Origin of the sequence: Streptomyces sp. CB00316, assembly GCF_001905595.1 — a bacterium.
In the GTDB taxonomy this organism is placed as follows: Bacteria; Actinomycetota; Actinomycetes; order Streptomycetales; family Streptomycetaceae; genus Streptomyces.
In genome coordinates, this window is the sequence record NZ_LIXI01000004.1 from 137,851 (window position 1) to 157,723 (window position 19,873).

Here is a 19,873-nt window from a genome sequence, read left to right on the forward strand (position 1 = left end):
GCACAGGGGCGGACACCGGGCGGCGCGCGGGGGCGCGGGCGGCGGTTGAGCCCACGACGGAAGGACCGACCCCGAGGCGATCACCGCGCCCCAGGTGTTCTACGGCGGACGCTGGTACGCGCACTCGGGGACGGTCGTCGGCTACGACATGATCCCGTTCCTGCTGGGCGCCGGACCGGCGGCCCTGCGGCGGTAACGACGTGCGACAAAGGTCACTGTCCCGGGTGCAAGCGGACGGCGGTCAGGGCTGTGCGGCGTGCTCCGCGACGCTCCGATGCCGGTGCACTGACCAGGGCAGCCGCGGGGCGGCAGGGGCATCGCGGTGGCGACGCCCCTCGGAGGCCGGGGCGCACGGTACTGGAACTGTCTGCCGGTCGTTAAACTGCCGTTCGGTAGAAGGACGGCTTCGGGCTATCCTTCGGCGTGCTGAAGCACGCCGGCCAGGCGAGTGGGCGGTGGGTGGGAAGCGGCGGATGTCCCTGACCGGGCAGAGGTATTGCACTCAGGTCACGACTGGCTCCCCCTGGCTTCCCGACGGTAGAGAGGAAAGAATGTGACTGTTCGTTCATTCGCACGCAGAATGGGCCCGCGAGTACAACGCAAGGCCGCGGAACAGTCATGGCGGATGCGTTCGGCGCGCAACCGGCGGAGGGCCGTCAGCGACCAGCCCGATGTCCGCAGAGTCCTGGTGAACGGCCAGGAGCTGTACGGGCGCGTCGTGCAGGGATTCTCGGCCGCCGACGCGGCTGCGCAGAACCTGGCGATCGCCACCCGCGCGCTTGAGCGGGCGGGTGTCTCCTACTTCCTCGTCCCCGGCATCTCCAAGGTCCGCTACACCATCGGCGTCAACGAAGCGGACCGCGGTCGCTTCCACGACGCGATGGAGGAGGAGTACGCCGGGAAGGCGGTCTTCATCGGGCAGCCGACGGTGGGGCGCCTCCTGAAGCGGCCCGCTCTGTATCTCGACGGCAGGCTGCCGTCGGTCCTCCGGGCGGTCTCGGTGCTGCGGGTGGGCGAGATCCACCTCGGGCCTTCGGGCCAGGTGCTCGGTGGACCCGAGATCGGGTGCGACGTCGAGTTCTGGAAGAGCGGGGCCGACCTCATCGCCGGGCCGAACGGGGAGCAAGAGCTGGCCAAGATCCAGCCGCAGGCCTCCGCGGACATCTTCAGCCAGTCGCTGGTCGCGCCGCGACGCAACCGGGTCGCGGAGGTGCTTCCCAACTCCGAGCAGGAACTGGCGAGCCGTCGGGTCGGCGACCGGGACATACCGACGTTCGCGCCGTTCGCCGTCCCCACGATCGGCGACGTGACGTTCCCCGTCGACGTCGTGTACACCTGGGTGGACGGTGAAGAGCCGACCATGCGCGAGAAGCGGGCAAGGTACAAGGGCCAAGGCACCGCCGAGATCCTGGACAAGGAAGTCAACGCTTCCCGCTACACCAGCCACGACGAGCTCAAGTACTCACTGCGCTCGTTGCAGATGTACGCGCCCTTCGTGCGCAACGTCTACATCGTCACCGACGGGCAGACGCCGAGTTGGCTCGACCCGGACGCGGATGGCATCACCGTCGTCGATCACCGGGACATCTTCCCCGAAGACGTCCTCCCGGTGTTCAACTCCCACGCCATCGAGACCAGGCTGCACCACATCCCGGGCATCTCCGACCACTATCTCTACTTCAACGACGACGTGTTCGTGGGTCGCCCCGTCACGCCCGAGGCCTTCTTCCACCCCAGTGGTGTGATGAGGGTTCCGGTGTCGCCGCTGAAGATCGGTGTCGGCAAGCCGCACGCCGAAGAGACGGCGACGAACTCCGCGAGCAAGAACGTGCGCCGACTGCTGATGGAGAAGTTCGGAGCGCTCACCACGAACAACTTCATGCACACGCCTCTTCCCCAGCAGCGCAAGACGCTGCTGGAACTGGAGGAGATGTTCTCCGAGGACATCGCCCGGACGACCGCGTCGCGCTTCCGCTCGCCCCAGGACGTGGCGCTCACCGCGCCCCTCCTGTACCAGTACGCGCTGATCACCGGGAAGGGCATTCCCGGCAAGTTCAGCTTCCGGTACGTGAACATCAGCCGAGAGGACGCGGACAAGAGGCTGGCCGGCCTTCTCGCGACGCGTCGGTTCAACTTCTTCTGCCTCAACGACGTCGATGTCTCTCCGGACCAGCGCGAAGAAGTCAGCATGCGCATGGACAGTTTCCTCGAGCAGTATTTCCCGTTTCCCAGTTCATTCGAAAGGCGACCTGATGGAACGCGGGAATGAGTCTCATACGCAGTACGGCCTCACGCGCCTGGCGCGTAGGCACACGGGCTGCCCGCAAGGTTGAGAGGGGGGCGCTCGCGCCGATCTGGCGCATTCGGGTCTCCCGGCGGCGAGCCGCGCTGCGACGGGTTCGTCCCGACGTGGTCCCCGTCGTCGTGGGGCGACTCCATGTTCTCGGCGCGCCGGCGAGAAGCTATGTCTCCACCGATGCTGCGGCTCAGTCGCTGAAGCTCGTCTCGGACGTGCTGGAGGCAGCCGGCATTCCCTACTTCCTGGTGCCGGGCCGCGACTGGCTGCGGCACGTGGTCGGTGTGGAGAGGAAGTACCGGTCGGCCTTCCTGGACGCAGCGACCCGGGAGCTGTCCGGGACGCCTGTCTACCTCGGAGCCGTGGACCAGGGTGACAGCCTGTCCGTTGCCGGACACTGTGCGGACGGCCGGCTGCCCCAGGCTGTCCGGGAGGCCGAGGTGCTCCGTATGGGCGTGATCCACCTCGGCCCGCAAGGCCAGGTGCTGGGCGGGTTCGCGGACGGCTGCGACATCGAGTTCTGGCAGCAGGGCGAGGAAGCCGGCGGCTCCCCCGGCGACGACGGGAAGCTGTGGTTCAGCGTCCCGGGCAGCGAGCTCACGGACACGTTTCCGGAGTCGTTGGTCGCGCCTCGCCTCAACCGCATATCAGAGGTGGTCCCGTCGGAGGCTCAGAAGCCGGCGACGGCCACCGTGGGCGGCTTGCAGATACCGACGTTCCAGCCGTTCGCCCAGCGGACCGTGGAAGAGGTCTCCTTCGCCGTAGACGCGGTCTACACCTGGGTCGACGGCAACGAGCCGGAGCTGGCCGCCAAGCGGGAGGCCTACCGGGAAGGCTCGTCCGCCATCGCCGGCCGCGAAGTCGGGATGTCCCGCTACACCGACAGCGACGAGTTGCGGTACTCCCTTCGGTCGCTCGAGATGAACGCCAGCTTCATTCGTCACGTGTATCTGGTGACGGACGGTCAGACGCCGTCCTGGCTCGATGTGAACGCCCCCGGTCTCACGGTCGTCGACCACCGGGACATACTCCCGGCGTCGGCGCTCCCGGTGTTCAACTCGCATGCCATCGAGACCTGTTTGTACCGGATAGACGGGCTCTCCGAGGACTATCTGTATCTCAACGACGACGTGTTCTTCGGCCGGCCCGTGCGCGCCGAGCACTTCTTCCACGGCAACGGCATCGCCCGTATTCCGTTCTCCCCGTACAAGCTGGGTCTCGGCCTCCCGCACAGTACTGAGCCGGCCCCGAACTCCGCGGGCAAGAACGTGCGTCGGGTCATCCAGAAACAACACGACAGGTTCATCACGAACAAGTTCCTGCACACTCCGCACCCTCAGTCGCGCGCGGTCATGCGGGAGATGGTGGAAGCGGGCTTCCCTGAGCTCGAACGCACGATGCACTCGCGGTTCCGCTCGACGGCGGACGTCGCGGTGGCCGCGACATTCCACCACCACTGGGCGATCCTCACCGGGCGGGCCGTTCCCGGCGACTACTCCTTCCGGTACGTCGACGTCGGCAGGCCGGACCTGCACGAGAGGCTCGCGCGACTGAGGAAGCGCAACGATGTCGACTTCTTCTGCCTCAACGATGTAGACACGGCTGTCGCAGCCCGGGACTCGATCCGGCGGGCCGTGGACGGCTTCCTGGAGTGGAAGTTCCCCTTCCCGAGCCGCTTCGAGCGATCGTGACGTCTCCGCCGACGCTTGAGAACGCCTTACGCCTTGAGCACGCCCGACGCCTCAGGGCGTCCGGCCTCGGTTAGCAAGCCCGGCTGCCGTCGATCGGCAGTAGGGCTTGGCCGAATGATTACTTATAACGTTCATTCCTGTACGGCAGTGCTCTCTCGCGTGCATGCCGGTTTCCGGTGGAGCGCACGGGCCCGGTGGGATACGGCCGCTGCGGGAGCCGTGGGAGGGCGTGCGGCCCTGGTTCCTTCGTCCTGTCGCCGCCGGTTCGATTTCCTGGCAGCTCACTGCCTTGTACGAGGGACACGGGCAGGCATTGGTCCAGTGCACTGAGCCGGGCTGCGGCGTCGGTGCGCGACTACCCATGCTGACCGACCGGTACCTCCATAGGGCGGCCGGCGGTCGCGGACGCGCCCTTCCCACTCGCGCTATCCAGCCAACTTCGCACGGTAAGTCGGAATCACGCGTACCGGCCCGGCAGCGGGACATGATGGCCCTGGTGTTCACCCGGTGAACACCAGTCGCATGAATAACTCCAGTTATGCAGCCGCCAGTCGGGCATAACGGTCGTCAACCGCACAGGAGGGAAGGTGTCATGAAGCAGCAGAAGAAGGCTTACGTGAAGCCGTCGCTGTTCAAGCAGGGCGACTTCTCGAAGAAGACCGCCGGTTACTTCTACGGCTCGTACAAGGAGTACTGGGTCCGGCGCATCATCTGATCCGCCGACCGGTTCCCTGTGCACGGTGTGAGAACGTCCGAAAGGTGAAGATGCCCGGCCTGCTGCGTGACTACTTCGTCGTCCTGCCGGACAGCGTGGCGGGCCACGCGGTGGCCGGGCAGCTTCCCGCCCCGGAAGCGACAGCGCCGAACGGGACTGCGGCGGACGCGACCGCACCGGTGACGACGGCGGTGGTGGGTGACGTCCTGACCGTCGCCCACCCCTCGGGCCGCCCCTGGGTCGTCGCCCGCGCCCTGGTCCGCAAGGTCAGCCACCTCCACCGGGGCGACGACGCCCTCGTGCTCATCGGCCCCGACCGGGTCCCCGAGGCCGTGTTGGCCGGCCTCCTGGAGGGCGCCCGCGACCGGGCCGCCCTGGAACGCCGCCTCGCCCGGCTGCCCGGCCTCCACCATGTGATCGCCCGTCTCTCCGGCGAGACGTGGATCCGCGGTACGGCCTCCGGGCTGCGCCGGATCTACCACGCCCGGCACGCCGAGGCCGGCACCATCGCCTCCGACCGCCCGGCCGTCCTCGCCCGCCTGACCGGTGCGACCCTGGACGACGGCGCGCTCGCCCTGCGCATGCTCGACTTCCTGCCGCACCCCTTGAGCCGGCGCGTCCTGTGGCAGGGCGTGCACGAGACCGGGGCCGGGTACGGACTGGCCCTGCCCGTCGCAGCACCGGGCACGGCCGCCGCCCCCGGCCCTCGTGAGTACCGCTGGTGGGAGCCCCCGCCGCCGGAACTCTCCCTGGCGGACGGCGCCCGAAGGCTCGGGGACGCCGTCGCCGCCTCCGTACGGGCCCATGTCGGCGGCCTGGACCGGATCAGCTGCGAGCTCTCCGGCGGCATGGACTCCACGGCCCTCACCTTCGCCGCCCGCGCGACCGGCCCGGCGGAGCTCTCCCTGCTCACCGTGGCGGCCCGCGACCGCTACAGCGAGGACGAGACGTGGGCGCGGCGGGCGGTGGAGGCGGCACACGGCCATACGGACGCCCCCACCCTGGCCCACCACATCATCCCCGCCGACCACGCCCCCTACTTCTACGCCGACCTGGCCTCCACCGCCGCCGAGCTCAACGACGAACCGCTCCCCGTAGCCCCCGGCCGGGCCCGCGCGCATCTGCTCCTCAGCCGCGCCCACGCCACGGGCTCCCGCTACCACCTCACCGGCTACGGCGGCGACGAGCTCTTCCTGGGCCTGCCCCACGCCTACCAGGACCTCTTCCACGGCAACCCGCTCACCGCCTGGACCCACCTCAGCGGCCTGCGTCACCAGCTCGGCTGGCCCCTCCTCCCGACGCTGAAGGCCCTGCTGAACCGCTCCACCTTCCCCCGCTGGCTCGCGGGCGCGGTCACCACCGAACCCCAGCCCGTCACCCGTACCCCGCTGCTCTCCTGGGGCGTACGGCAATCCCTGCGCCCGTGGTTCACGGACCACGCGAACGCCCTGATCACCGAGGAGTTCCGGGCGGCCGCCGCCGAGCAGGCCGAACCGATCGACCCGTGGCGGGGGCGGCATGTGGACATCGACGCGGTACGGATGGGGGCGCGCCACTTCCAGGCGATGGAGGACATCGGCATGACGATCGGGCTGCCGGTCGCCGCGCCTTTCTACGACGACCGGGTCCTGGAGGCGACCCTCGCCGTCCGCCTGGCGGAGCGCATCAGCCCCTGGCGCTACAAGCCGCTGCTCGTCGAGGCGATGCGCGGGGTGGTGCCGGACGAGCTGCCGGCCCGTACGACGAAGGACCACATGTCCTCCGACGAACACCAGGGCCTACGCGAACACGCCCCGGAACTGGCTGACTTGTGGACGGGATCGCGCCTCGCCGACCACGGCCTGGTGGACGCCCGCCACCTGCTCCGACTGGCGGCCGAACCCTTCTCGCCGGTTTTGGTGGAGCACTCCATCAGCTCCACGGTGGCCGGGGAGACCTGGCTGCGCACGGCCGAGAACGCTTGGCCCACCTCTCCGTCGACCCCCACGACCAGCGAGGCAAGACTGTGAAGCTCAGAAAAGGCATAGCCGTCACGACGACCGAGTACGGAGGCGTCCTGCTCGACGAAAAGGACGGCAGTTACTGGCAGTTGAACGACACCAGCATCATCGTCGTGGAGACTCTTGCCGCCGGCCAGGCCCCGGAGGTGGCCGTGGAGCGGATCGTCGCCGAGTTCGACGTCGAACGCGCGGAGGCGGAGTCGGACGTCGCCCAGCTGACCCGTCAGCTCGTCGAGGCGAAGATCCTGCGCCCATGACCACCGAGATGACGATGCCCCGCCGAGGCGCGGGCCCGGGCGGCCTGCGGCTGCGCGCCGCGATCGCCGCCGCGTTCGTCCTGGCCCGCTTCAAGCCGGGCCGCCTGCGCCGGGTGCTGGCCCGCTGCAGCCGGGGCGCGAGCCCGGCGACGTACGAGGAGACGCTGGAGGCGTACGAGGCGGTCACCGCCACCAGCCGCCGCTGCGCGGGCCGTTACGGCTGCCTGCCCCGTTCGGTGGCCATCGCGCTGGTGTGCCGGATGTCGGGGAGCTGGCCGGACTGGTGCGCGGGGGTCCGGACGGCACCGCCGTTCTCGCCGCATGCTTGGGTGGAGGCGGGGGGCCGCACGGTCGGCGAGCAGGCGGAAGCGGCCGATCTGCGTCCTTTGATGGTGGTGACGGTACGCGAGGGGGTTCCGGGTGAGCGCGGTGGCGGGAACGACGACGGGGGCGGACGGGCTTCCTGAGGAGCCTGAAAGGCATGGGGTGCCTGCGGAGAGTGCATCACCCTCCGAAGCGGGCGCGACCGGCCCCACCCCCCTCCGCCTCCTCCTGACCCGGGTCCGCCCCCACCGCGGCGTACTCATCCGTGCGGGCTCCCTCTCCCTCACCGGGTCCGCGGCCGGGCTCGCGATGCCGCTGATGGCGAAGTACGCGGTCGACGCGTTCGCCGCGGACCGCTCGCCGGTCGCCCCGCTCGTAGCGCTCACCGCACTCGTCCTCGCCGGCGCCTGCCTCTCCGCGTACGGGCGCTACCTCATGGCCCGGACGGGGGAAGGCGTGGTCCTGCGAGCCCGCGACCAACTGGTGGGCCGCATCATGCGGTTGAAGGTCCCGGCGGTGGACCGTCTGACCCCTGGCGACCTGCAATCGAGGGTGACCAGCGACACCACCCTGCTCCGAACGGTCCTCTCCAGCGGTCTGGTCGAGTCGTTCAACAGCGTGCTGATGCTGCTGGGAACAGTCGCGTTCATGGCGTACATGGACGTCACGCTGCTGGGCGTGACACTGGTGGTGATCGTCGGTATCGGAGCCGTGACTGCCTTGCTCATGCCGCGAATCCAGCGCGCGCAGCTACGCGCGCAGGAGTCCGTGGGCGCGATGGGGGCGGCGCTGGACCGGGTGCTCCAGGCGTTCCGGACGGTCAAGGCGAGCGGCGCGGAGGAGCGGGAGACGGCGGCCGTGGCCGAGGCGGCACGGCATGCGCACGACCGGGGCGTCTCGGTGGCGAAGTGGTCCTCGGTCTCCGACGTCACGATGATGATGTCGATCCAACTGGCCTTCCTGGCCGTGCTGGGAGTGGGCGGGGCGAGGGTGGCGTCTGGCTCCCTGGAGGTCTCGTCCCTGATCGCGTTCCTGCTCTACCTCTTCTACCTGATGGGCCCGATCGGCGGCCTGGTCGAGGGCTGGACGGGCCTGCAGAGCGGCCTCGCCGCCGTACGCAGGATCGACGAGGTGGAGTCGCTGCCGGGCGAACCCTCGGAGGGCTTGGGCGAGTTGAAGGAGGGTGGCGGCCCGCTGCGGGTCACCTTCCAGGACGTGACCTTCGGGTACGGGGACGAGCGCGCCCCCGCCCACAAGGGCGTCACGTTCGACGTGCCGGCGGGCGGGCTGGTGGCGCTGGTGGGCCCGTCGGGGGCGGGGAAGTCCACGGTGTTCAGCCTGCTGGAACGGTTCTACGACCACGACGGCGGCACGATCACCGTGGACGGCCGGGACATCCGGGGCTGGCCGCTGACGGAGCTGCGCGCCTCGCTCGCGTACGTGGAACAGGACGCCCCGGTCCTGGCCGGAACCCTGCGCGAGAACCTGCTCTTCGCGGCCCCCGACGCCCCGGCGGACCGGCTGACGGAGGCGGTCGCCCGTACCCGCCTGGACACCCTGGTCGCCCGCCTGCCCGACGGCCTGGACACGGCGGTCGGCCACCGTGGCGTCACCCTCTCCGGCGGCGAACGCCAGCGGATCGCCATCGCCCGTGCCCTGCTGCGCCGCCCGCGCCTGCTCCTCCTGGACGAGGTGACCTCGCAACTGGACGCGGTCAACGAGCAGGCGCTGCGCGACGTCATCCTCGAACTGGCTCAGCAGACGACGGTGTTGGTCATCGCGCACCGCCTGTCCACCGTCCGCCACGCCGACCGCATCGTGGTCCTGGAGGAGGGCCGCGTGCGCACGGCGGGCACGCACGAGGAACTGATCACGTCGGACGACCTCTACCGCGAACTGGCGACCACGCAGCTGGCGGCGGGATGAGCTCAAGCGTCACGGTCTCGGGGGCCGAGGGGGCCAGCTGCTCGAATTCCTCGACGGACATCTGGGCGTGCGGTGCGTGATCGGCGGTGCTGGGGGTCATGGCGTCGCCTCCTCCCCTCCATCGTGCCCTGCCGTTTACGCGGGTGAGCTGCACAGTCATCGGTATGTCCTCTCCGACCGGGGAACCAGCCCCGCTCGGACCACCTTCATCCGCTCACGCACACCAGGCGGCTGTACGGCCCCAGGCGGCCCTACCGGCGGCCCCATCGGCGGCTCCGGGGACGGCCCCCGGCACGGGCGGCAGAGGCCCCCGAGGAGCGCCTCCGGGGCGCCGGGGGCTCCGCACTCGCCGCACTCCAGGGTGCGCAGGACGGTCCGGGGGCCCGGGAGGACCCGTTCCGGCGGGAGCTTGTCGAGCAGGCGCCGCTCGACGAAGCTCGCGGCGCAGTGGACGACGCGCGGCAGGCCGGCGGTGAGCGCGTGCAGCAGCTCCGCCTCCGTCGCGCCCCGCGCGAACCACTCGCTGACCTGCGGTTCCAGGTTCACGCAGGCGGTGTGGGACAGGGACAGTGCCGGGGCCTTCCGCCCCAGGGCGGCGAGCAGGATGAACGCCCGTGAGCGGGTGGGTCGTTGGGGCCGGTCCGGCGGGACGTCGCCCCGGATGTAGGCGTTCCACCACTCGTCCTCGCGTGCGGTGCGCGAGAAGAAGGTGCGGGTCACCCAGAGCATCACCTCGTCGGTGATGACGCACTCGCTGCCGCGCCGCAGATGCCCGGCGGCCTGGAGCCGGTTGAGGGTGGTGCTCAGGGCGCACTGCCCGTACGGGAGGTGCTTGGCCAGCGTCTTCACGGAGATGTCGGAGCCGTCGGGCAGCTGGTCGATGTACGCGGCGACGGCCGCGTCACGGGGGAGCAGGTGGGCGAAGTCGCGCTCACCACGCGGTCGTTCGCCGGGCGCGGAGCGCTTGCCGTACCCGGGCTTGGCCATGGGGTGCGGGGTTGCGGGCGGGGTCGCGTGCGGGGTGAAGGGGGCAGCACTAAGCTGGCTGTCAGCCATGAGGATCGCTGATTCCGATCTTTGTTGGTCAGACCCCTGTCGGTGTTCCATCACCGGCGGGGGTCGTCCTTTTCTTCTCTTGTCCTCCCGAACGCTAAAGCCTGGCGACTGCGCGTCGCAACTCGGTCACAAGCGGTCAACACCGGTCGCAGGGAGGGTGGGTGGGAAAGCTGACCCATCCACCCCATCACTGTTAAGAGCGCTCGGATCTCGCCGCTTGAGCTCCGGGAGGAGCAGGGGCCGACGCTGGTGGGAACGGCTGTGCGGCAGGATCGCGGCATGGCGAACAACAGCTCCTTTGCGCCCTTCGCTCGGGTCACGCTGCCGGAGAAGCGGCTGGGGGTGTGACGGCCGCCCCGGCGGCAGGGGCGGCCGTCAACAGTCGCCGATCCAGATTTCCTCCGGGCGCTGTCGCAAGCGGCTGACAGAGGCGGGTGCGAGGGCCCGAATGCACGGTTTCCTCTTCTCCCAGCTTTCGCGGCCTAGGAAAGTTGGGTTTCCGCTGCGTCGCCCACGTCCACCCAGCCGGGCACCCTTGCGGGTTCCGTGACGACGATCACTCCGATGCCTCGTCGGCGCTGTAGACCGGATGCCCGGCGGCAGGCGTATAGCCGGTGAAGCGAAAGATCCGGGAGCAACTTTTGACCGTCGAGGAGTTCGAAGAGTTCTACGCCCAGGCGGTCGCGCGTCTCACAGGCCAGCTGTACGTGATGACGGGGGACCTCCAGGAGGCGCAGGACGTCGTGCAGGAGGCCTTCGTCAAGGCGTGGGTCCGGCGCGGCCGGCTGGAGCGGGACGGGCAGCCCGAGGCGTGGATCCGTACAGTCGCGTGGCGTCTGGCGGTGAGCCGTTGGCGCTTCCGGCGGCGTTCGGCGGACGCGTGGGGCCGGGGGAGCGGTGCGGCGGAACACGTCGCGCCGCCTGACCCGGACCACGTGATGCTGGTCGACGCGCTCCGGGAGCTGCCCGCCCAGCAGAGGCGGACGTTGACCCTGCACTACCTGTGCGATCTCACGGTGGAGCAGATCGCCAGGGAGACCGGGCTTTCCGCCAGCACGATCAAGACGCATCTGGTCCGCGGACGGGCGGCGCTCGCCCACCGTCTGCAGGACCCCCGCATGGAGGAGGCTCCTGATGTCTGAACCACGGGACCCCTTGGGGCCGGAGGGCTCGCAGGATCCGTTGCGGTCCCTGTTCCGGCAGGCCGGGGACTTCGGGCAGGGCCGCTCCGTGGCGGACCCGGCGGCCAGCATCACCGAACGCGGTATGCGGGCCCAGCGGCGCCGGATGGCCGCGGTCGCGGTGGGGGTGTGCCTGGTCATCGGCGGGGGCGGCGCGGCGGCGATCGGCCTGCTCCCGGTCACACCGAAGCCCGCACCTCCGGCGACGAGCCCGTCGCCCAGCTACCCGTCCCCGGCACCGCCGCCGCCCGCGGGGACGCCGACGGAACCGCCCACGCCCAGCAACACGGTGCCGGGGTCGGAGGGGCCCGCCACGGGGTCGACCGCTCCGCAGGGCCCGCCGACGACGGAGGCGCCGACGATTGCTTCGTCGACATCAACGTCTGCATCGACGCTCGGGGCGACGCCGACGCCCTGACGGCGGGCGGCTGACTCCGCGCCCTCGCCCTCGCCCTCCTCCCACGCCCCGGCGTCTCCACCGGGCGATCTCACACGCCCGGACGTGTCCGAAAGGTGCTTGAGTGTCTACGCTGCCCCCTGAGCTCAGGCCTGCCCCGCTACGGCCGAGGAGCCCTGAGCCCCGGCCCGTAGCACGTGAGTTCCGGCCGGCCGGGAAGCCCGTACCGCACCAGCCCCGGCCCGCGTCACGCGCGCTTCGGGCGGCAGGGTTCGACCGGGCGGTCGCCTGGCTGAGTCCCGCCGACCGCAGGGTGCTCTGGATCTACCTGCTGACCCGCATATCCGTGTGGATCACGGCCCACGGCGCTCGGTGGCTCTTCCCCCGGGGCTCCGATGTGCGGGAGGCGGGGGCGGTCCTCGCGCCGTTCCAGCAGTGGGACGCGAACCACTACCTCGGCATAGCGCGCGACGGCTACTTCCCGGCCGACGCGGGCCCATGGATGGATGGTTGGGACAACAGGGAGGCGTTCTTCCCCGGATTCCCGCTGCTCCTGCGGGCCGTTCACGTCGTCGTCCCGAGCTGGACGGCGGCGGGCCTGCTGATCTCGCTCGTCGCGGGAGCCGTGGCCGTGGTGGCGCTGTCCCGAATAGCCCGCGCGTACGTCCCCGAGGACGCCGACGGCCGACGCACGGCCCTGTTCTTCCTGCTCTCCCCGTGCGCGGTCTTCCTGGCGGTCGGCTACACGGAGGCGCTGTTCCTGGCGTTCGCGCTTCCGGCCTGGCTGGCCGCCCAGCGCCACCGTTGGGCGCTGGCGTGCACGCTGACCGCGCTGGCGACGACGGTACGGGTCAGCGGCCTGTTCCTGGCGGCCGCGATCGTGGTGCTGTTCGTGCTCTCGGTGAGGACCCGGCGCGACTGGCGCGGAGCGGCCTGGCCGGCACTGCCCGCACTGCCGCCGTTGGCGTACAGCTGGTACCTGCACGCGCACACAGGCGACTGGATGGCGTGGAAGCACGCACAGGAGCGGGGCTGGTACCGGGACTTCCACACGCCGTGGGAGGCGTGGACGAACACGTGGAACGCGGCCTTCGACGGCGTACACACGACCGGCTACGCGGCGATGTTCCAGGCGGAGTTGGCGGCGATGGTGGTGGGACTGGCCCTGGTCGCGCTGCTGGCACGCCACCGCCGCTGGCCCGAGGCGGTGTATGTCGCGCTGAGCCTCTGGGCGCTGGGGACGTCGTACTGGTACGTGTCCATCCCGCGCGCCACGCTGCTGTGGTGGCCGCTGTGGATCGGCCTGGCGGCCCTGAGCCTGCGCCGCCCGCGGTTCAGGACGGTGTACTTGTGCGTGGCGGGGCCGGTGAGCGCGCTGGTGGCCCTGGCGTTTCTGACCGGGCGGTGGGCGGGGTGACGGCCTCGCCGCAGCCACCCGCCGCTACAAACGGCCGGTCCGCCGCTGCCGCCCCAGCTGCTTGAAGAGGCTCGCTCGCCTCATCATCCGGGGGCACGGCCCAGTTGACTCGTCGCCGTGACGAGGGTGGAGGAGATATGGGCCAGGTCGGGGTCTGCGGCGATGAAGAAGGTTTCGACTCCGGCCAGTTCGTGGTTCATCCGGGCCATCGGCATTTCGTAGTCCAGGTCGGGAACGCCACGGACTCCGCGGATGACGACGTCGATTCCGGCTCGGCCGCAGTAGTCGACCAGCAGGCCGCCGGTGTGGGAGTCGACCGTGACGTTGCTCAGGTCGGTCGCTGCCGCGCGGAGCCGGTCCAGCCGTTCCGGGACGGGGAAGCGGCCGGCCTTGTTCGCATTGAACATCACGCACACGACGACCTCGTCGAACAGGAGGGCGGCGCGGCGGAGTATGTCCTGGTGCCCTTGAGTGACCGGGTCGAAAGATCCTGGGAAGAGGGCTCGCACGGCCAGGAAGAGTAGCAAGCGGCTGCCCCGGTGGTGAGTGCCGGGGTGGCTGTCCCTCAGCCAGTCAGCCAGCCAGTCAGCCAGTCGGCGACTCGGCGAGATCGACGCGATGGGGCCATCCCTGCACGCGCGGGGACCACATCAGCTCCAGCATCTTGCGCAGGAACCGGATGGGAACAACCCCGCACGCGCGAGGGCAGATGGAGAACTTCGCGTTGAACTTCGCGGCCTCGGGGGACAACCCGGTGCTGGGATCACGGAACTCAGGTCTCCCCGAGGCCTTCAGGGGCCCCAGAGCTCAGCGCACGTCGCTGACGAACGCCGACCAGGCGGAGGACCCGAAGATGACGGCCGGCCCCTCCGGCCCCTCCGGCCCCTCCGGCCCCTCCGGCCCCTCCGGCCCCTCCGGCCCCTCCGGCCCCTCCGGCCCCTCCGGCCCCACCGGCCCCACCGGCCCCTCCGGCCCCTCCGGCCCCTCCGGCCCCTCCGGCCCCTCCGGCCCCACCGGCCCCACCGGCCGCTTCGAGTCGCGCACGGGGACCAGGCCCGGAAGGTCGTCGGAGGTCGGCCGGTGACCGGGCCCGGTGTCCTGGCCGGATGCGGGACGAGGCGGGGCCTGTACGTGATCGACGTGGTCGGCCGCCCGCCTCGCTGCTTGGTCTAGACCATACGGACGAGGGTCGGGAGGTCGTCAAGGGTCCTGTCCCTCAGCGCCCACGGGAGCCGGCACATTCGCGCCATGTTGCATCGGGGCTGCGGGCGGAGGTGCGGGCGTGCGGATCGTACGGTGGGCGGGGTCTTCGTACGGGGAAGGTGCGGGGCCCGATCTCCGGCCCGCAGGTCCGGTGGGCTCCTGGCCGGTCCGCCGCTGGGCAGCCCTGTTACGCCGAGGCCGGACCGCTCGCGACCGCCGGCCCGTGCACCGGCTCGAACTCTCCGTCTTCTTCCAACCATCCGGGGTGCCCTGTCGCCCACAGTGGCCGCCACCCGCCGGTCGGGCGGGCGACCCCGGTGGTTCAGACGGCCGAAAGCACGCTGGTCCATTCCGGGATGGACCGGCCATCGACCGCTGGTGCCTCCGTCGCCGCGCCCGACCCCGACCCCGACCCCAGGCATGCCGCGGGGCCCGGAGCGTGTGCCCCGAGCCCCTGAAGCCTGTGGAACGGTGGGCAACGGTCGTCAGCCTGAGGTCAGTCGCCTCCGGCCCCCGCTTCCCCGCCCCAGCCGCTCAAGCCGTCACCGCTCCAGTCCGCCCCGCGCGATCACGCCCGCGTACCACCGGGCACTGTCCTTCACCGTGCGGCGCTGGGACGCGAAGTCCACGTGGACGATGCCGAAGCGCTTGCTGTAGCCGTACGCCCACTCGAAGTTGTCCAGCAGTGACCACAGGAAGTACCCGCGCACGTCCACCCCCTCCTCGATCGCCCGGTGTACGGCGCCCAGGTGCGCGTCCAGGTACGCCACCCGCTCCGGGTCGTGCACCTGGCCCTCCGGGTCCGCGTAGTCGTCGTACGCCGCCCCGTTCTCGGTCACCAGCAGTGGCAGGCCCGGGAGTTCGTCACGCAGGCGGGTCAGCAGTTCGTACAGGCCGTTCGCGTCCACCGGCCAGTCCATCGCCGTGCGCGGGCCCTCCGCCGGGGTGAACGCCACGTGCTGCTCGGCGCCCGCCCAGGGGGCGGGGGACTCGGACCGGCCCGCCGAGACCACGCTGGGGGAGTAGTAGTTGATGCCCAGCGAGTCGATCGGGGTGGACGTGACCTCCAGGTCGCCGTCCCGCACGAACGACCAGTCCGTCACCGCCACCGTGTCCGCCACCAGGTCCTGTGGCAGCCGCCCGTGGAAGACCGGGTCCAGGAAGATCCTGTTCGCCACCGCGTCGATCCGGCGCACCGCGTCCCGGTCCGCCGGGGTGTCGGTCAGCGGGCGCAGGGCGTGCAGGTTCAGGGTCAGGGAGACCTCGGCCGTGGGCGGGAGGCGGTCGCGCAGGACCCGGGCCGCGCCGCCGTGCGCCAGGTTGAAGTGGTGCGCGGCGCGCAGTGCGGCGAGGTCGCTGGTGCGGCCGGGGGCGTGGACCCCGTTCCCGTACCCCAGAAACGCCCCGCACCAGGGCTCGTTGAGCGTCGTCCACGTGGACACCCGGTCACCCAGCGCCCCGGCCACCAGGCCCGCGTACTCCGCGAACCGGTGCGCGGTGTCCCGCTCCGGCCAGCCGCCCGCGTCCTCCAGCTCCTGCGGCAGGTCCCAGTGGTAGAGCGTCGCGACCGGTCTGATGCCGGCGCCCAGCAGCTCGTCCACCAGGCGGCGGTAGAAGTCCAGGCCGCGCTCCACCGCCGGGCCCCGGCCCGTCGGCTGGACCCGGGGCCAGGAGACGGAGAACCGGTAGTCCGTGACGCCGAGTTCCCGCATCAGCTTCACGTCGTCCGGCATCCGGTGCAGGTGGTCGGCGGCGATGTCACCGGTGTCGCCGTTGCGAACCTTGCCGGGGATGCGGCTGAAGGTGTCCCAGATGGAGGGCGTACGGCCGTCCTCGGTGGCGGCCCCCTCGATCTGGTAGGCGGCGGTGGCCGTGCCCCACCGGAATCCGGCGGGGAAGCGGAGTTCCGTCCGGGTCTCGGGACGGGCGCCTGTGGAGGTCGCCGGGCGGGCATCGACAGCGGTCATGAGACGGACACTCCAGAAGTGAGGGGAGGAGGGGGGAGGACGGAGGCGGGGCGGGGGCGCGGGTCAGCCCTTCACCGCGCCCTGCATGATGCCGCCGACGATCTGCCGGCCCAGCAGGCCGAAGACCAGCAGCACCGGCAGCGTGCCGAGCAGCGTGCCGGCCATGATCACCGACTGGTCGTTGACGTATCCGCCGCCGAGCTGCCGCAGCGCGACCTGCACGGTCGGCTCCTGCGAGGACAGCGCGATGATCGGCCAGAAGAAGTCGTTCCACGCCGTCATGAACGTCAGCATTCCCAGCACCGCCATCCCCGGCCGCGCGATCGGGATCACGATCGACCAGAAGATCCGGGCCGTCGACGCCCCGTCCACGCGGGCCGCCTCGATCAGCTCGTCCGGCAGCGACTGCACCAGGTACTGGCGCATGAAGAAGACGCCGAAGGCCGACACCAGGCCGGGCAGGATGACCGCTTGGAGCTGGTTCACCCACTGGAGTTCGGCGATCAGCATGAAGAGCGGGATCACGCCGAGCTGCGGCGGGATCATCATCGTCCCGATCGTCAGCGTCAGCAGCGCGCCCCGGCCCCGGAACTTCAGCTTGGCGAAGGCGAATCCGGCGAGTGTGCAGCACAGCACCGTGCCGAGCGTGATCGACGACGACACGATCAGCGAGTTCAGCAGCGCCTTGCCGATGTCAGCCTCTTCGAGGACCTGCTCGAAGTTGTCGATCAGGTTCGGGCCGGGCAGCAGGCTCGGCGGCACCTGCGCCAGGTCCGCGTTGGACCGGCTGGCCGCGACGATCGTCCAGTAGAAGGGGAACGCCGAGATGAGCAGGGCGAAGCCGAGGATGACGTACGAGAGCCAGCCGCCCTTCATCGTCCGGCCCGCGCCCCCCCTGCGTACCCGCCTTCCCGGCGGGTCCTGCGGCGGGCGGCCCGTCTCCGGGACCGTCGGTGGTGCGGCGAGCGCGGTCATCGGCCGGCCTCCTTGCGTGAACGGCGGCGCGCGATCAGGGCGTTGACCCCGACGAGCACCACGATCAGGACGAACATCACCCAGGCGATGGCCGCGGCCCGGCCCAGGTGGAAGAAGCCCCAGCCCTGCTCGTACATGTACAGGCCGAGGGTCTGGTACTGGTGCGAGATGCCACCCGAGATCGAACCCTCGAACAGCAGCGGCTCACCGAAGAGTTGGGTCGCCCCGATGGTCGAGATGATGACCGTGAAGATGATCGTCGGGCGCAGGCCGGGCAGTGTCACGTGGATGAACTGGCGCCAGCGCGAAGCCCCGTCCATCTCCGCCGCCTCGTACAGCTCGTGCGGGATCGACTGCATGCCCGCCAGGTAGATCAGCGCGTTGTACCCCGTCCACCGCCAGATCACGATCGTCGACACCGCGATCTGCGAGGCGACCGTGCCCGTCTGCCAGTCCACGGGGTCGAAGCCGGCCAGTCCGATGACGTAGTTGATCAGCCCGAAGTCGCGGCCGAAGAGCTGCGCGAAGACGAGCGTGGCGGCGGCGACGGACGTCGCGTACGGCAGCAGGATCGCCGTCCGGATGAAAGTCCGGCCGCGAAGCTTGTAGTTGAGCAGGTGGGCGAGGCCGAGGGCCATCGCCAGCTGCGGGACCGTGGACAACACGCCGATCGTGAACGTGTTGCGCAGCGAGATCCAGAAGTACTCGTCGGTGAAGAGCGCCGTGTAGTTGGCGATGCCCCGCCACTCCATCTCGCCGCTCGTCTGGAGCTCGACCCGGTAGAGGGAGACGAACGCCGTGTAGAGGAGCGGGAAGAGGCCGAAGGCGAGGAAGAGGGTGAAGAAGGGGGCGATGTAGGCGTACGGGGACGCCTTGCGCCAGGTACGCCGGAGCGTGGCTGCCCGACCGTCGTCGGGCCCGGGTCCGGTGCCGGCGGGGCTGCGGGGCCCGGCCTTCGCGGTGGCGGTGAGGGACACGATGCGGCCCTTCGGGGTCGGGGGAGCGGTGAGTTACGGGGGCCGTGCGGTGAAGGCGACGGGCTACGGGGGTGGGGCCGGGCCACCGTGGTGCGCACCGGTGGACCGGCCCCAGGGAGGGGGAGAGGACGGGCGCGTCCGGCGTCAGCCGATCACGTTGGCCACGCCCTTCTTCGCCGTCTCCCACGCCTTGTCCGACGAGACGCCCTTGCGCTCGACCTCGCTCAGCGCGTTCGTCAGCTGCTGCATCACGTTCTGGTCGTGCACACCCAGCACCTGCACCGGGGACTCCTTGGCCGCGTCACCGAAGATCTGACCGATCGGGGCGCCGGAGAAGTAGTCGTCCTCGGCGTCCGCGATCTTCTCGATGGCGCCCGTCGAGGACGGGAAGTTGCCCTGCTTCTGGAAGACCTTCGCCTGCTGCTCGGGGGCGGTCAGCCACTCGATCAGCTCGTACGCCTCCTTCTTGTGCTTGGCCGCACGCGGGATGGAGAGGTACGAGCCGCCCCAGTTGCCGGCCCCGCCGGGCAGCTTGGCGATGTCCCACTTGCCCTGGCCGCCGTCACCGGCCTGGCCCTTGATGTAACCGAGCATCCAGGCCGGGCAGGGGATCGTGGCGAACGAACCGGCGGCGAACGCCTGGTTCCACTGCGGGGACCACTGGTCGAGCTTGGCGCTCAGGTCCGCCTCGGCCGCCTTCACGGAGGTGTCCCAGGCGGTCTTCACCGCCGGGTTCTTCTCGTAGATCAGCTCACCGGAGGTGTCGTAGTACCGCTCCTCCTCCTGGCCGATCATGATGCCGTAGAGCGAGCCGATGCTGTCCAGCCAGGCGCTCTTGGCGGGGGCCTTCTTCTTGTACTCCTTGCCGAGCTCCAGGTAGCCGTCCCACGTGGACCACTTCTTCGCGAGCTCCTCGCGGTCGGTGGGGAGGCCGGCCTTCTTGAAGAGGTCGGTGCGGTAGCACATCGCCTCGGGGCCGACGTCCGTGCCGAGGCCGAGGACCTTGCCGTCCTTCGTGGTCGCCGCCGACCACTTGGCCTCGGCGAACTCGCCCTTGAGCTTGTCGGCCCCGAACTCCCTCAGGTCCTGGAACTTGTCGGACTGCTGCTGGGTGACCGACGCGATGCGGCCCACCTCCACGCCCTGAACGTCCGCGAGACCGCCGCCACCCGCGAGGCGGGTCTGGAGCGACTTCCAGTAGTCCGCCTCGTCCTGGGTGTCGCTCTGCTTGATCGTCACGTTCGGGTGGAGCTTCTGGTACTCGTCGTAGAGCCCGGCCTCCTTGAAGCCGAACGATCCGAAGAGGTCGACCGTGAGCGTGACCTTCCCGCCCGCGCTGTCGGAGGTGTCCGACGAGTCGCCGGATCCGGATCCACAGGCGGCGAGGAGCGCCCCGGCGAGGACGACCGCGCCGAGGCGGACGGTGGCTCTCTTGGCGGCTCGGGCGATGGGCATGGGAAGCCTCCCTTGGCTTCGGGATGAACCGAGCGC

Annotated in this window: 17 protein-coding genes; 11 read left to right on the forward strand and 6 right to left on the reverse strand. The window is 70.5% G+C overall.

The genetic code is table 11. The features are described 5' to 3' along the window. The first annotated feature begins 625 nt into the window (after nucleotides 1-625). From AMK21_RS12035 to AMK21_RS12060, 7 genes are all read left to right on the forward strand, one after another. Nucleotides 626-2,269: a stealth family protein gene (locus tag AMK21_RS12035; RefSeq protein WP_234421907.1), complete on the forward strand. Its 1,644-nt coding sequence runs from the start codon at nucleotides 626-628 to the stop codon at nucleotides 2,267-2,269. Nucleotides 2,270-2,511: 242 nt separating this feature from the next. Beyond that, a complete protein-coding gene (locus AMK21_RS12040) occupies nucleotides 2,512-3,987 on the forward strand; it encodes a stealth family protein (protein ID WP_234421908.1) in 1,476 nt (491 codons plus the stop codon). Nucleotides 3,988-4,579: 592 nt separating this feature from the next. After that, a complete protein-coding gene (locus AMK21_RS34285) occupies nucleotides 4,580-4,702 on the forward strand; it encodes a keywimysin-related RiPP (RefSeq protein ID WP_018511015.1) in 123 nt (40 codons plus the stop codon). 50 nt (nucleotides 4,703-4,752) lie between these two features. After that, nucleotides 4,753-6,711 carry an asparagine synthase-related protein gene (locus AMK21_RS12045; protein WP_073877057.1) on the forward strand — a complete coding sequence of 653 codons (1,959 nt, stop codon included), beginning with the start codon at nucleotides 4,753-4,755 and terminating at the stop codon, nucleotides 6,709-6,711. Next, entirely contained in the window at nucleotides 6,708-6,959 is a 252-nt protein-coding gene (locus AMK21_RS12050; RefSeq protein WP_073877059.1) for a lasso peptide biosynthesis PqqD family chaperone, read from the forward strand. Before AMK21_RS12045 ends, AMK21_RS12050 begins: the two co-directional genes overlap by 4 nt. Beyond that, a complete protein-coding gene (locus AMK21_RS12055) occupies nucleotides 6,956-7,426 on the forward strand; it encodes a lasso peptide biosynthesis B2 protein (RefSeq protein ID WP_073877061.1) in 471 nt (156 codons plus the stop codon). Before AMK21_RS12050 ends, AMK21_RS12055 begins: the two co-directional genes overlap by 4 nt. Beyond that, on the forward strand, nucleotides 7,380-9,209 hold the full coding sequence (locus tag AMK21_RS12060) for an ABC transporter ATP-binding protein (RefSeq protein WP_374194636.1): 1,830 nt from the start codon (nucleotides 7,380-7,382) through the stop codon (nucleotides 9,207-9,209). The genes AMK21_RS12055 and AMK21_RS12060 overlap by 47 nt, the downstream gene beginning before the upstream one ends. A 156-nt stretch (nucleotides 9,210-9,365) precedes the next feature. Here AMK21_RS12060 and AMK21_RS12065 read toward each other — a convergent pair whose 3' ends face one another. After that, on the reverse strand, nucleotides 9,366-10,196 hold the full coding sequence (locus AMK21_RS12065) for a hypothetical protein (protein ID WP_199863181.1): 831 nt from the start codon (nucleotides 10,194-10,196) through the stop codon (nucleotides 9,366-9,368). 710 nt (nucleotides 10,197-10,906) lie between these two features. Here AMK21_RS12065 and AMK21_RS12070 point away from each other — a divergent pair. From AMK21_RS12070 to AMK21_RS12080, 3 genes are all read left to right on the forward strand, one after another. Then, nucleotides 10,907-11,407, forward strand: coding sequence for a SigE family RNA polymerase sigma factor (locus tag AMK21_RS12070; protein WP_073877892.1), 501 nt, complete (start codon nucleotides 10,907-10,909; stop codon nucleotides 11,405-11,407). Beyond that, complete coding sequence (locus AMK21_RS35095) at nucleotides 11,400-11,864, forward strand: hypothetical protein (protein ID WP_158070716.1); 465 nt, start codon at nucleotides 11,400-11,402, stop codon at nucleotides 11,862-11,864. The genes AMK21_RS12070 and AMK21_RS35095 overlap by 8 nt, the downstream gene beginning before the upstream one ends. Before the next feature lie 103 nt (nucleotides 11,865-11,967). After that, entirely contained in the window at nucleotides 11,968-13,260 is a 1,293-nt protein-coding gene (locus AMK21_RS12080; protein ID WP_199863182.1) for a mannosyltransferase family protein, read from the forward strand. Nucleotides 13,261-13,343: 83 nt separating this feature from the next. On the opposite strand, the gene coaD is transcribed toward AMK21_RS12080, so the two are convergent. Beyond that, complete coding sequence (gene coaD / locus AMK21_RS12085; RefSeq protein ID WP_073877894.1) at nucleotides 13,344-13,769, reverse strand: pantetheine-phosphate adenylyltransferase; 426 nt, start codon at nucleotides 13,767-13,769, stop codon at nucleotides 13,344-13,346. A 170-nt stretch (nucleotides 13,770-13,939) separates the two neighbouring features. Here coaD and AMK21_RS35985 point away from each other — a divergent pair, with 170 nt between their 5' ends. Then, nucleotides 13,940-14,344, forward strand: coding sequence for a hypothetical protein (locus tag AMK21_RS35985; protein ID WP_234421909.1), 405 nt, complete (start codon nucleotides 13,940-13,942; stop codon nucleotides 14,342-14,344). Nucleotides 14,345-15,005: 661 nt separating this feature from the next. Here the strand turns inward: AMK21_RS35985 and AMK21_RS12095 are convergent. From AMK21_RS12095 to AMK21_RS12110, 4 genes are all read right to left on the reverse strand, one after another. Further along, nucleotides 15,006-16,430, reverse strand: a complete 1,425-nt coding sequence (locus AMK21_RS12095) for a GH1 family beta-glucosidase (RefSeq protein ID WP_073877070.1) — start codon at nucleotides 16,428-16,430, stop codon at nucleotides 15,006-15,008. Between the two features lie 63 nt (nucleotides 16,431-16,493). Further along, nucleotides 16,494-17,405, reverse strand: coding sequence for a carbohydrate ABC transporter permease (locus AMK21_RS12100; protein ID WP_073877073.1), 912 nt, complete (start codon nucleotides 17,403-17,405; stop codon nucleotides 16,494-16,496). Further along, entirely contained in the window at nucleotides 17,402-18,382 is a 981-nt protein-coding gene (locus tag AMK21_RS12105; protein WP_073877075.1) for a carbohydrate ABC transporter permease, read from the reverse strand. Before AMK21_RS12105 ends, AMK21_RS12100 begins: the two co-directional genes overlap by 4 nt. A gap of 144 nt (nucleotides 18,383-18,526) precedes the next feature. Beyond that, nucleotides 18,527-19,837, reverse strand: a complete 1,311-nt coding sequence (locus tag AMK21_RS12110) for an ABC transporter substrate-binding protein (RefSeq protein ID WP_073877077.1) — start codon at nucleotides 19,835-19,837, stop codon at nucleotides 18,527-18,529. Nucleotides 19,838-19,873 lie beyond the last annotated feature (36 nt).